The sequence below is a fragment of the Spirillospora sp. NPDC048824 genome, from assembly GCF_043198455.1.
Classification (GTDB): domain Bacteria; phylum Actinomycetota; class Actinomycetes; order Streptosporangiales; family Streptosporangiaceae; genus Spirillospora.
This window is the reverse complement of sequence record NZ_JBICUS010000005.1, coordinates 225,353-238,395: the sequence shown is the minus strand read 5'-3', so window position 1 is coordinate 238,395 and position 13,043 is coordinate 225,353. Positions and strand designations below refer to the sequence as shown.

The 13,043-nt window shown below is 71.4% G+C and carries 9 protein-coding genes and 1 pseudogene; 5 read left to right on the top strand and 5 right to left on the bottom strand.

The features are described 5' to 3' along the window. The first annotated feature begins 62 nt into the window (after positions 1-62). The gene (locus ACGFIS_RS12310; protein ID WP_392909388.1) at positions 63-470 is read left to right on the top strand and encodes a hypothetical protein; all 408 of its coding nucleotides are present in this window, start codon (positions 63-65) and stop codon (positions 468-470) included. Between the two features lie 455 nt (positions 471-925). After that, the gene (locus tag ACGFIS_RS12305) at positions 926-2,515 is read left to right on the top strand and encodes a radical SAM protein (protein ID WP_392909386.1); all 1,590 of its coding nucleotides are present in this window, start codon (positions 926-928) and stop codon (positions 2,513-2,515) included. Here ACGFIS_RS12305 and ACGFIS_RS12300 read toward each other — a convergent pair. The 3 genes from ACGFIS_RS12300 to sigE form a co-directional block, all read right to left on the bottom strand. Then, complete coding sequence (locus tag ACGFIS_RS12300; RefSeq protein WP_392909384.1) at positions 2,497-4,317, bottom strand: RelA/SpoT family protein; 1,821 nt, start codon at positions 4,315-4,317, stop codon at positions 2,497-2,499. The two genes, ACGFIS_RS12305 and ACGFIS_RS12300, sit on opposite strands and share 19 nt — an antisense overlap. Before the next feature lie 172 nt (positions 4,318-4,489). Next, entirely contained in the window at positions 4,490-5,305 is an 816-nt protein-coding gene (locus ACGFIS_RS12295; RefSeq protein WP_392909382.1) for an alpha/beta fold hydrolase, read from the bottom strand. A 58-nt stretch (positions 5,306-5,363) separates the two neighbouring features. Then, positions 5,364-5,894 (bottom strand): RNA polymerase sigma factor SigE, encoded by a 531-nt coding sequence (gene sigE, locus ACGFIS_RS12290; RefSeq protein ID WP_392909789.1) that lies wholly within the window; start codon positions 5,892-5,894, stop codon positions 5,364-5,366. Positions 5,895-6,125: 231 nt separating this feature from the next. On the opposite strand from sigE, the gene ACGFIS_RS12285 reads away from it, so the two are divergent. Both ACGFIS_RS12285 and ACGFIS_RS12280 read left to right on the top strand, forming a co-directional pair. Further along, positions 6,126-7,700, top strand: coding sequence for an acyl-CoA synthetase (locus ACGFIS_RS12285; RefSeq protein WP_392970592.1), 1,575 nt, complete (start codon positions 6,126-6,128; stop codon positions 7,698-7,700). A gap of 57 nt (positions 7,701-7,757) precedes the next feature. Further along, a complete protein-coding gene (locus tag ACGFIS_RS12280; RefSeq protein ID WP_392970589.1) occupies positions 7,758-9,575 on the top strand; it encodes a serine/threonine-protein kinase in 1,818 nt (605 codons plus the stop codon). Positions 9,576-9,597: 22 nt separating this feature from the next. Here the strand turns inward: ACGFIS_RS12280 and rho are convergent. Next, positions 9,598-10,722, bottom strand: a pseudogene (gene rho / locus ACGFIS_RS12275) (transcription termination factor Rho); the annotation flags it as partial. Positions 10,723-11,285: 563 nt separating this feature from the next. On the opposite strand from rho, the gene ACGFIS_RS12270 reads away from it, so the two are divergent. Next, on the top strand, positions 11,286-12,059 hold the full coding sequence (locus ACGFIS_RS12270; protein WP_392970586.1) for an enoyl-CoA hydratase/isomerase family protein: 774 nt from the start codon (positions 11,286-11,288) through the stop codon (positions 12,057-12,059). Positions 12,060-12,072: 13 nt separating this feature from the next. Here the strand turns inward: ACGFIS_RS12270 and ACGFIS_RS12265 are convergent, their stop codons facing one another. Further along, positions 12,073-12,966, bottom strand: coding sequence for a hypothetical protein (locus tag ACGFIS_RS12265; protein WP_392909374.1), 894 nt, complete (start codon positions 12,964-12,966; stop codon positions 12,073-12,075). Positions 12,967-13,043: the final 77 nt, after the last annotated feature.

The window sequence follows — 13,043 nt, the reverse complement described above, 5'->3', positions numbered from 1 at the left end:
CGAGCGCGGCGTGGACCATTCCAAGCGCGTACCGGTCCGGTGCCCCTGGCCGTAGGGTTGAGGTGGAGGTGAAGATCATGCGCACCGAGCAGGGCTACCAGCCGATGACCATGGTCGGCCTGGCCCATCACCTGGTCGGCACACGAGACGACGAGACCCGGTGGCGGCTGATCGCCGAGTTTCTCGAAGAGTACCGGCACGAGCCCCGGACCGAACGCCTGGTGCTCCTCACTGACGAACCCACATCCACGGGCGATGAGCATTGGGACGTGTTCCTGGCGGCGCTCGCCGAGCACCTGGCAGCCCGGGACGGGCTCGGTGCCCCCTCCTGGGCCGAGTCTCGCCGTCTGTACCGTTTCTGGTTCCCGTTCAACACTCCTGCCGCCAGGGCCGACGCCATCGTTCACGCGCCGGCCGCCTTCCGCCGACGTGGCGTGTTCGTCGCACCGCAGGAACTGGAGGTCGCGTGAGTGACGTGGAACCGCTCCTGGACCGCGGTGGCTGGCGCGACTGATCTTGGAGGACCTCTTCGAGGCCGGCCGAGGATCCGTCTGAGCCAGGGTGAAGCTCGCGTCCAAGGTCGCGATGATCCCCTGCTATGGGCCCAGCCCGCTTCAAGGGCCCGGTAGGGCGCTTGAGCGGCCGAGCGCGTCCGGCCGCCCCCGCGCCGGGTAGGCCCGGGTGACCTCTGGGGCATCTCGCGGGGCGCATCTGACGGACGTCGCCCAGGCAGGGCTCGATGCCGATGGCAGACCCGCCGTCTCCGATACCGGACGCTGTCGCCCATCGGCACGGCGAGGCGACCGGTTCCCGGCGGGCGGTCGCTGGTTGGTCGGGCCGGGTACGACCTGGTCGAGGCGGTCGACGGCCCCCGGACGGAGGCGCCTCCCGTTCCGTTCGTCGCAGGCCCTAACAGGGAGCACGTATGGCTGATCCACGTCAGGGGCACGGTCCCGGCGACGGCGTGCACAACGTGATCACCTGGAGGGAGCGGCGCCGCTACAGCCCGGTCCAGGACAGGGCCGGGATCCGGCGCCCCCGGGACATCGAGTTCCCTCCCGCCACCGAACGCGTCACCCAGACTCCCGCGCCGTCCGGTCACACCTGGGCCGACGAGGGGGAGATCATGCGGGCCACCTACCAGGGCGACGACCGCTGCCAGCTGGCCTGTCCGGGCTGCTACACCCGCGACCTGCTGCAGATCAGCCCGGCGCAGGCGGCCCGGGACGGGCGCCGCAAGACCGCGCCGCTGCCGGAGTTCATCGCGCACGTCGACGCCCTCGGCCCCGGCATGCAGGACCTGTACGTGCTGGGCGCCGAGCCGACGATGGACCCGGCCGGGACCGCCGCCAAGCTCGATCACGCACGCAGGCGCGGCTGGCCGCAGCAGATCATCACCCACGGGGCGGTCACCGTTCAGCGGTTCGAGGAGACCTTCGGCGCCGCCCTGGACTCCGGTCAGGTGTACATGCTGGTCATCAGCCTCGACTCCATGGACGCCGCCGTGAACGACCGGCTGCGCGGCCGCCCGTACGCGCACCGGCGGACCCTGCGCATCATCCGGCACTGCCTGGCGCGGGGCGCCCCCTTCAAGGTGCAGATGACGGTGTGGCCCATCAACTATCCGACGATCGTGGACAGCGTCGAGGAACTGTTCGGCCTGGGGGTGCGGGCGTTCTCGTTCCACAGCGGCACCCTGGAGGGCGTCACCGACGCCGAGGCCGACGCCGCCGGGCTGATGCCGGTCGACCCGCTGGCCTGGCGGGCTCTGGCCGACCGCCTGCTGGCCTTCCGGGACGTCCACCGGGACCTGTGGCATTTCAACGTCCCGTTCCTGTACTTCACCGAGGGCGAGCTGCGCGAGCAGGTGATCGGGGACGCCGGGCAGACCGACGCCTATCTGGAGCATGTGGACGCGGTGGAGGCGGGCCGCCCTTCGACCAAGCCGGTGCACGCCTGCCCGGCGCTGGACGTCCCCCAGGTGTACGTGTGGGCGAACCAGGGGCCGCAGGGGCGCGGGACCCTGTCGTTGTGCAACATCGACCGGGACCCGGTCGCCGACGCCTACGCCGACTTCGACCCCCAGGCGCGGCGCTGGCGGGTCCGTACCGAACCCGAACGCAACCAGCTACGGCACATGGCCGACTCGCCGCACCTGTGTCCCGCCACCCCGTTCGCGCTCCGTACCCGGACCGACCGCGCGGTCACCGAGATCGGGCCCCTGTTCCACGCCTGCCGCTATATCGCGTCCAACCAGATGGCCGACCCCGCACGCATCGGCCCGCGGATCTACCGCGACGCCGCAGAGTTCTACCGGGTGGTCGGTCGCGCACTGCACGCCTACCCCCGCGGTGGCGGCAGGTCGCCGTTGGCGCGGATCACGCGGGTGACCGGTGGCATCGTCGCGCTGGCCGACCGCACCCGCGCCCTGCGCGCGGACCTGAACGCGGCCGCGGGCGGCGATGAGGAAACCGCGGACCAGGGCGAGGTGAGCCCTCAGGCACCCGGTTTCTGACCGGGGTCCTGGTCCGTGTCGCCTTCCTGCCGGCCGGGGGCGTCGGCCAGGAGCCGGGCGGTGAGGTCGCCGACGGTGACGGTGTTGGCGGCCACCGCCGAATACAGCGATTCCAGATCGTGATACCCCAGGTGCCGCGCCGCCGTCAGCGCGGCCCCGCCGGTCTCCAGGTCCAGAAGCTCCACGTCGCTGGCGGCCAGGGCGTCGGCGACCAGCCGGCGCCCGGCCTGCCCGGCCGCCTCGCTGCGCCGCCCGGCCAACCACTGCTGGATCTCCACGCGGGCACGGCCCGTACGGGCGGCGTCCAGCCACTCGTCCGACGGGCCGGAGCCGGGTCCGGTGAGGATCTCCACGACCTGCCCGTCCTCCAGCGCCGCGGTCATCTGCACCAGCCGTCCGTTGGCGACTGCGCCGATCGCCGTGTGGCCCAGGTCGGTGTCGATCGCGTACGCGAAGTCGACGGCGGTGGCACCCTGCGGAAGGGGGACGACCTCGCCGGACGGGGTGAACGACACGATGCCGCCGCCGTGCAGATCGACCCGCAGGCTGTCGAGGAAATCGGCCGCCGGGGCGTGCGCCTGCCATGCCAGCAGGTTCCGCAGCCACTCCAGATCCGGGCGGCGCGCGGCCTGCCGCGCCCCCCGCCGGGACCCGGCGGCGGCGTCCTGGATCTGGCTGACGATTCCGTAGTCGGCGATACGGTGCATCGCCGGGGTGCGGATCGCCAGTTCCAGCGTCCCGGCTTCGGTGACCACCGTCGTGTGCAGCGATCGGTACATGTTGTACTTCGGCAGCGCGATGAAATCCTTCATCTGGCCCGGGAGCGGCCGCCACACCCCGTGCACGACTCCCAGCGCGACGTAACACTCTTCGGGCGTCCCGTCCACCAGGACCGTGATCCGGGATACCTCACCGGGCTGAAGAGCGTCCGTCGGCTGCACCGGGTTTCTGCGGTGGTCCTGGTAGATCGAATACCGGTGCCGGTCCCGGACCGCGACCTCCGCCTTGAGATTCGCGTCCGCCAGCGCCTTCTCCAGCCGTGCGACCAGGGGCCGCAGCGCGGCGGCGCGGTCCTCGGCGCTGGCCTCCATCGCCGCGGCGATGGCCTGCTCGGCCTCGGGGCGCAGCGTCGCGAACGCCACGTCCTCCATCTCGCGTTTGAAGACGTAGATGCCGAGCCTCTCGGCGAACGGGACCAGAAGCTCCATCGACTGCCGCGCGATCCGCTCCCGCTTGGCCTGCTTGGAGTGGAAGCCCAGGGTCCGCAGGTTGTGCACACGGTCGGCGAGCTTGATGACCAGTACCCGCAGGTCGCCGGCCGCCGTCAGGATCATCTTGCGGAACGTCTCGGCTTCTGCCCCCTCGCCCCACTTGGACCCGTCGAGCTTGGTCACCCCGTCCACCAGGACGGCGACCTCCTCGCCGAAATCGGCGTGGACCTGCCCCAGCGTCAGATCGGTGTCCTCGACGGTGTCGTGCAGCAGCGCCGCCGCCAGCGTCGCGGTGTCCACACCCATCTGCGCCAGCAGGATCGCCACCGCCAGCGGATGCGTCACATAAGGGGCCCCCGACTTGCGGGTCTGCCCCCGGTGGTACCACTCCGCCACCACGAACGCGCGGCGCAGCACATCCACGTCCGCACGCGGGTAGAACTGGCGGTGCTCGTGTATCAGCGGCTCCACTGCGGTGTCGATCTGCGAAGGCGAAGACGGCAGGCTCGACCGCATCAGATCCGTGAACCGCGTCATGCGCTTGCCCGTCCGCCGTCCCGCCGGGTCGGTCGGCTCCATCGGCTCACTCACCCCTCCCGGTCACGTCGCCTTTGCATTGATGTAACCACCATCGGTTCGGCCATCATCCCGCACCACGTCGAACCCGCCGAGGCGTTCGGGTGATCCGGGTTCGGCCACGGCGAACCGGCCCGCCCACCGGATCGAAGGGCGGGCGAGGCGCCGGGTTGCGGGCCGCTGAGGCTCAGGAGGCGGCGGATCGGGGGTGGCTGCCCTGGAGGGGGTGGGCGCTGCCCTCCAAGAGGACCCCGGCGACCTGGGGCGGGTCGTCGGACATGGGGACGTGGCCGCAGCCCTCCAGCCAGACGAAGCGGGCGTGGGGGAGGCGGCGCTGGGCGCGGATGGCCTGGCTGCGCAGGAGGAGGCGGTCCTTGGTGCCCCAGGCGATCGTGACGGGGACGTCCGCGCAGGAGCCGAGGAAGCGGGTGGTTCGGCCGGCGCGGAGGGTGGGTTCGAAGCCGAGGGCGTCGCGCATCGCGCGGGCGTCGCCGGTGAGGGCCTCGATGTCCATCAGGTCGGGTCGGCCGTAGACCATGCCGAACATCGCGGTGCGGCGGCGTGGGGAGCGGGCCAGGCGGGTGAGGAGCGTGTCGGGGACGCGGGCGCCCAGGCGGGACGCGCGCAGGACGGACGCCGCGTAGCGGAGTTCGAGGGCGTTGAAGAAGCCCGCCGGGGACAGGGCCGTGGCGGAGCTGACGAGGCCGCGGTCGGCGGCTTCGAGGGCGAACAGGCCGCCCAGGGAGTTGCCCGCGACGTGCGGTTTCTCCAGGCCGAGGTCGTCGAGCGTCCTGGAGAGGATGGTCAGGACGGTGTCCATGGTGTACGGGGTGCCGGGCGGGAGGGGCGGGGAGTCGCCGAAACCGGGCAGGTCGACCGCGATGACGTCGCGTTCGGCGGCGAGCAGGTCCATGACGGGGGACCAGCCCTGCCGGCGGTGGCCGATTCCGTGCAGGAGGACGAGGGGCGGCCCGTCGCCGCGGCGTTCGAAAACGATGTCCACGGGCCGAGAGTAATCAGAAGTTACTCACCGGTCACTAGTGACGCTCGTCACTCTCGCGTCAGCTCTGGGTGACCTCGGCCGGGCGGCGGTGCTCCAGGGCGTCGCGGAGCTGGGCCCGGCCCCGGTGGATGCGGGAGCGGACGGTGCCGAGCTTGACGTTCAACGTCGCGGCGATCTCCTCGTAGGACAGGCCCTCGATGTCGCACAGGACGACGGCGGCCCGGTACTCGGGAACCAGGCCGTCGAGTGCCTTCTGGATGTCGGCGTCCAGGTGCCGGTCGTCATAGGCCTGCTGCGGGGTCGGTTCGCGGCCCTGCAGGCGTTCGGCGGCCTCGTCTCCGAGGGAGTCGAACCGGATGCGCTGCTTGCGGCGCGCGCGGTCGAGGAACAGGTTCGTCGTGATCCGGTGGAGCCAGCCTTCGAACGTGCCCGGACTGTAGGAGGACAGCGAGCGGAAGACCCGGATGAAGACGTCCTGGGTCAGGTCTTCGGCATCGTGCCGGTTGCCGGTCAGCCGGTACGCCAGCCGGAACACCCTGGTCGAGTGCTCGCTGACGATCTCCTCCCACGTCGGCGGGGTCCACGCCATCGCACCTGCGCTCACCACTACCCCCGTCTGATGCTGAATCGTTACGGCCAAGCATGCCGGTACCCGGATAAGAGCCGTGTAAGGACCGACGGCGTGGCCGGATCAGGCGCCCCGGCCGGGGATGCCGATGTGACCCATCTCATTGGACTGGATTACAACAAGGATTGAGTTCGCCGTCCCGCGGCAGGGAGGATCGGGTTCAGGTCCCCACCCCGACATGCGAGGACGTGCATGGTGCGAAGCTACAACCTGGCCGACCTCCTGGAGATCCTGGCCGCGGCCGGGCCCGGACGTTCCGCGCTGGTGGCGGGGGACGAGCGGCGCACATACGCCCAGCTCAACGAGCGTGCGAGCCGGGTGGGCCACCATCTCGCGGGGGCCGGTGTGCGGCCGGGCGAGCATGTCGCGATCCTCGCCCACAACCGCGCCGAATGGATCGAGGCGATGCTCGGCGCGTTCAAGATCCGGGCCGTGCCGGTGCCGGTGAACTTCCGGTACGTCGCCGCGGAGCTGCGGCACGTCCTGTCCGACTCCGACTCTGTCGCGCTCATCGGGGAGCGTTCGCTCTTGGCGAAGGCGGAGGAGATCCGCGCGGATCTGCCGAAGCTCCGGCATGTCGTGGTGCTGGAGGACGGGGCGGCGGACGAGATCCCCGGCGCGGCCGAGTACGAGAAGGCGCTCGCGGACGCCGATCCGGGCGACGGCTTCCCCGAACGCTCCAACGACGACCGCTACATCATGTACACGGGCGGTACGACGGGTTACCCGAAGGGCGTCGAATGGCGCTGCGAGGACATCTTCTTCGGCGCGCTCGGCGGCGGAAACGTCCTCGGCGACCCGATCGGAAGCCCGGAAGAACTCGCCGCCAACGCCGAACAGCCGCCGATGGCCGTCCTCGACTGCGCACCCGTCATGCACGGCGCCGGTCAGTGGGTCGCGTTCATGGGTTTGTTCAGCGGCGCCAAAGTCGTCCTTTACACCGACCACGCATTCGACGCGGACAAGGCGCTCCGGCTGCTCGCCGAAGAACAGGCGAATGTGCTGATGCTCGTCGGTGACGTAATGGCGCGGCCTGTCGCGAAGGCGCTGGCGGCCGGCGATTACGACACGTCCTCGCTGATGGCGGTCGCGTCCGGTGGCGCCCCGCTGACCGAGGGTGCGAAGCAGGCACTGCAGGCGCAGTTGCCGAACATCATGTTCCTCGACAACTACGGCGCGTCGGAGACGGGTGCGTGCGGCCCTTCCGTCGGCGGCAAGGAGGGGACGGCCCGGTTCATGATGAAGCCGGGCATCACCGTCCTGGACGACGATCTGAAGCCCGTCGCGCCCGGCCAGATCGGCAGGCTCGCCCGCAGCGGCCACATCCCGATCGGCTACTACAACGACCCGGAGAAGACGGCGTCGACGTTCTTCACCGACGCGGACGGCACCCGCTGGTCGATCCCCGGCGACTTCGCCTCCCTGGAGGAGGACGGGACGATCGTGCTCCTCGGCCGGGGCTCACTCATGATCAACACGGGTGGGGAGAAGGTGTATCCGGAGGAGGTCGAGGTCGCGCTCAAGGACCACCCGGACGTGTACGACGCGGTCGTCGTCGGGCTGCCGGACGAGCGTTTCGGCGAGCGCGTCGCCGCCTTGATCGCGCCCCGGCCGGGCGCGGAGGTCACGCTCGAGCAACTGACCGGGTACTGCCGCGGCCGCCTCGCCGGCTACAAACTGCCGCGCCAGATCAAGGTCGTGGACGAGGTGCAGCGCACGGCCGTCGGCAAATCCGACTACAAATGGGCCCGGAGCGTCCTCGGCTAAACACTTGGGGTTATACCACGTCCGGGCACTTTTTCCCCGGCGGGCACCGGTCAAGAAATGATTGATGCCGAGGGAGCGTGCCTTGAGCGCGTCCGGGCGATTAACTCCGGCATGAATGGGGATCGGCTGATACCGCTCGCGCGCCGGTATCGTCTGCTCTCTGTGGTCGGCAGGGGCGGCATGGGCACCGTCTGGCGGGCTTACGACGAGATGCTGGACCGGGACGTCGCGGTCAAGGAGGTCCGCCTCCCCGGCCGCGTCACGGAGGGCGAACGCCGGGTGATGTGCCGGCGCCTGCTCACCGAGGCGCGGGCCACCGCCGCGCTGAGACATCCGGGCGTGGTCGCCGTCCACGACCTCATCATCGAGGACGGCCGTCCCTGGATCGTCATGGAGTTCCTTGAGTCGTGCTCCCTGAACCGCCTCGTCGCCGAGGACGGCCCACTCGGCGTGCGCCGGACGGCGGAGATCGGCGCGGCGGTCCTGTCGGTGCTCCGCGCATCGCACGCCGCGGGAATCCTGCACCGCGACGTCAAACCCAGCAACGTCCTGGCCTGCGACGACGGAAGGGTCCTGCTCACCGATTTCGGCCTGGCCGTCCACATGGTCGGCGACCACCGGACCGCCGACACGATGCCGGCGGGGATCGAGGGCTCTCCCGCCTACCTCCCGCCGGAGCGCGTCAACGGACTGCCGGGCGTGGAGGCGTCCGACCTGTGGTCGTTGGGCGCGACGCTTTACACGGCGGTCGAGGGTTTCTCGCCGTTCCTGCGTTGCCACGCGCTGGCGTCCATGATGGCGGTCCTGCTGGGCGACTATGCGCGTCCTGTACGGGCCGGGCCGCTCACCCCCGTCATCGAAGGGTTGCTGCGTCAGCGTCCGGAAGACCGCCTGACGGCCGAAGCGACCGCCGAGTTGCTGCAGGACGTGATCGGGACCGTCCCCGAACCGGGCGCCACGCCGGCGACGCTGCGTCGCGTCCCGCACGACCTGCGCGGCTTCTCCGCGCGGCGGTTCGTGCTCCGCCGTCGTGCGCCGTGGGCCGCGGCGGGCGCCGCGTGGGTGTCGCGGGACGCGGAACGCTCTCGTGTGCGCGTGTTCCGGGGGCCGCGCGTCCCGTGGGCGCTGCGCGGTGCGAAACCGCCCGGCGACCCGCAGGGCGGCACGCCTCCGTGCGGTTCACGGCGAGTCCGCGGCTGGTGGCGGCATCGCGACGCGTGGACCCCGCGTCATTCGGCGCAGCGGGCCGTGCCGGAGCGGCGTGTCCGGTGGAGGCCGCGCGTCCCGGCACTGGCGGCGGGGCGCAGGGTCCGGCCGGGCGCCGTCGCCGGTGTGGCGGTGCTCGCCGTCCTCGCGGCCGGTACCGGCACGTGGGCGGCCCGGTGGACGGCGATCGGCAAGGGCGACTCGGTCGCGCTGCGTCCGGCGGCGGGTGTGACGGCCAAGACGACGAAGTACAGGGAGGCGGGCGGCTACTCGGTGCGCGTCCCGGCGGGCTGGCAGGCCGAGCGGTACGGGCCGGTGATGCGCTGGAAGGACGTCCGCACGGGGCGGGGGCTGCGCATCTCCCCGGCGCCGGGCGACCCTCTGGCCGGGCTGCGCGCCGTGGAACGGGAGGCCGCGGCGGAGCACCGCTACCCCGGATACCGGCGGCTGCGGCTCCAGGCCGCCCCCGAGGTCATCGCCGGCGCGGCGGAATGGGAGTTCACCTGGAGGGGTGAGGTCACCCGCACGTACGAGAACGGCGTCAGGCATGTGCTGTGCAGCCGGGCGGAGGGGTACGAGTTCTGCTTCTACGCGCCCGACCGGGGGTGGACGCCGGGCCAGCGCCTCTACGACAAGGTCCTGGATTCGTTCCGTCCGGAGCGGGGCTGAGACGAGTCGCCTGGACGTCCCGTCAGGTCGACTGCTGGAGGCGCAGGAGGAACTCGGCGTTGGACGAGGTGCCCTTCATCTTCTCCAGGAGCTGCTCGACGGCCTGCTGCCTGTCCAGGCCCTGGAGGGCGCGGCGCAGCCGCCAGGAGAGCGCGAGTTCCTCGGGGGACATGAGCAGCTCGTCGCGGCGCGTGCCGGACGCCTCGATGTCGACGGCGGGGAAGATGCGGCGGTCGGCGAGGCTCCGGTCGAGCTTCAGCTCCATGTTGCCGGTGCCCTTGTACTCCTCGAAGAACACGTCGTCCATGCGGGACCCGGTCTCCACCAGCGCGGTGGCGAGGATGGTCAGCGAGCCGCCGTTCTCGATGTTGCGGGCGGCGCCGAAGAACTTCTTCGGCGGGTAGATCGCGGTCGTCGCGACACCGCCGGCCAGGATGCGGCTGCTGGACGGCGCCGCCAGGTTGTAGGCGCGGCCGAGCCGGGTGATCGAGTCGAGCAGCATGACCACGTCGTGGCCCTGCTCGACGAGGCGCTTGGCCCGCTCGATGGCCAGTTCGGCGAGCGCCGTGTGGTCCTTCGCCGGACGGTCGAACGTCGAGTGGATCACCTCGCCGCGCACCGACCGCTCCAGGTCGGTCACCTCCTCGGGACGCTCGTCGACGAGCACGACCATGAGGTGGACCTCGGGGTTGTTCTCCGCGATCGCGTTGGCGAGGGCCTGCATGACCATCGTCTTGCCGACCTTGGGCGGCGACACGATGAGCCCCCGCTGCCCCTTGCCGATCGGTGCGATCAGGTCGATGACGCGGGTGGCGAGCGGGCCGGTGTCCAGGCGCAGCCGCTCGTCGGGGAACAGCGGCGTGAGCATGCCGAACTCGGGGCGGTTCGCCGCCTCGGCGGGCGTCACCCCGTTCACGGTCTCGACGGCGGCGAGGGTGGGGAACTTGTCGCGGCCCGACTTCGGCGGCCTCGCGGTGCCGGTGACGGCGTCGCCGGGACGCAGGTTGCTGGAGTTGACCTGGGCGAGCGAGACGTGGACGTCCTCCTGCCCGGGGTGGTAGCCGGAGGTGCGGACGAACGCGTGCTTGTCCTGGACGGCGAGGATGCCGTGGAACGGGACGACCGGCCCTTCATCGGCGGGGCGCCGTCCCTGGCGCCCGCTCTTCCGGGCGCCCTGTGCGGGCACACCGTGCGCCTGCGACTTGTGATCGGCGCGGCGCTCGGCGGCGGGCCGTTCTGTGGTGAGGGTGGAAGTGGACATGTGGGTCCCTTCTCAGGCCGGTGCGGAACACTCCGCGCGGCCCGGGGTCGAATCCCGTGTACGGCGGCGGAACCCGCGGCGCGTACGCGAGAGAAATGTGAGAGATGCAGCTCCGTTCACCGGGCTGACGTCGACTCCCTTGTGCGGCGGTTCGAAACGCCGGTCTGCGCGCGTACCGAACCGGGGATCACCGAGCTCTCAGATGGCCCGGGCGGGGAAGAAGCGACCTCGCCGCCAATCGTGGCAACTTGAAGACGCTGTCTCGACAATACAGCACTCCGGGACGGTTTCGCATTCCCGGAGTTCCGTGATGACTTTCATGCGGCCCCCCTGTGGCGCAGACGTGCGTCTCCAAGGAGACCACGTGAGAAGCGTCGAAGACCACCCCGGGGATCATCCTGGTGAACAGACCTTCGTACGATGAGCCGCGTCGAAGCATAGGGGGGACGATGGCCGCCGGGCTCAACGCAGAGGTCGCCGAAGGGGTCGGGACGATCACGATCGACCGGCCGGCCAAGCGCAACGCCATGTCGGCGGACATGTGGCGGGCACTCCCCGGCATCCTGGACGGCCTCGCCGCGGACCCGGGCGTGCGGGTCGTGGTGCTGACCGGGGCCGGCGGCGATTTCTGCGCGGGCGCCGACATCTCCGAGCTGGCCGACATCCACCGCGACGACGAATCGCACCTGTCGACGGTCGCCGAGCAGGCCCTCGCCGCGTTCCCGAAGCCGACGCTCGCGGCGATCGAGGGGTACTGCGTCGGCGGCGGCTGCCAGCTCGCGGCGGCCTGCGACCTGCGGTTCGCGGCGGACGGCGCCCGCTTCGGGGTCACCCCGGCGAAGCTCGGCCTCGTCTACCCGGCCACCGCGACGACGCGTCTCGTCCGCCTCGTCGGCCCGTCCGCCGCGAAGTACCTGCTGTACTCCGCGGACCTGATCGACGCCGGGCACGCGCTGCGGATCGGGCTGCTGGACGAGGTCGTCCCCGCGGACGGCCTGCGCAAGCGGGTCGACCAGTTCACCGGGACCCTCGCGTCCCGCTCCCTGCTCACCCAGCAGGCGACGAAGGACATCGTCGACGCCATCGCCGCCGCCGGCCCCGTCGCGGAGAGGACGCGGTGGTGGCTGGAGGAGATGGCCGCCGTCGGCGAGTTCGAGGAGGGCACCGCCGCGTTCCTGGAACGCCGCCCGCCCGCCTTCACCTGGACGGCCCCCACCCGCTGAGCGGCCGGTCGCGTCACCCGGACGGGTCGCGGGCGGCGAGTGCGGTCACGTCGCAGAAGCGGCCTTCGGGGAGCCGGTGGAGGCGGCGTGCGGCGGTGGCCGGGTCGTCCAGCAGCCCGGCGCTTCCGGGGCGGAGCAGTTCGGCGAGCGGGAGTACCCCGCAGACCAGCGACTCCGGTGTCCGGACGATGACGAGGGGCCCGATCTGGACACCGCCCCGGTCCGTGTCGCGGAGGGCGTCCAGCAGCGGCCGGGCCTCCTCGACGGAGGTCGCACAGTTGGTGCGCAGCCCCTGCACCAGGTCGGTGAACTCGCGTTCCAGGACACGGGGACTGTGGCCCGACAGGTAGTAGCGGTCCCGGTCGGTCAGCTCGACGCGCAGCCCGTGCCGTTCGGCGAACCGCTCGTACGGGCCGGTCAGCGAGGGCCGCACCGCGGACGGCCGGACGGTGACGGCCCCGGCCACCATGTCGGCGGGGGCGGCGCCGAGGGACGCGGCGACGGCCTGGTCGAGCCGTCCGACCAGGTGCGCACGGAACCCGGCGATATCGGCGGCCAGCCGCTCCATGGCGGCGCGCTGCAGGTCGGCGGTCTCCCGCTGCAGGTTCAGCCGGTCGTTGACGTCCGGGACCATCCGGTCGTTGATCTGCGCGATCAGGGACCGGATCCGGGCGTCGGCCTCGCCGAGCGCCTCGCGGTCGCGGTCCTGCTCCCGCGTCAGCCGGTCCAGCCGTTCCCGCTGGGACGCGCGGAAGCCCTCCAGCTCGTCCCGCGTGCCCTTCAGCGCGCGGAGCTGGGTGCGGATGTCGGCGATCTCGGGCGCGCCCGGCGAGCGTTTGCGTTCGAACGCCGAATACAGCTCGCGCCCGGCGATCGCCAAGCAGAGCAGGACCAGAATCACCGTCATCGCGCCCTCCCGGGGCCATCTCGCCGAGCAACCTATTTCACCCGGCGCGGGCCCGGATAGACCGATATGGCGGAGAG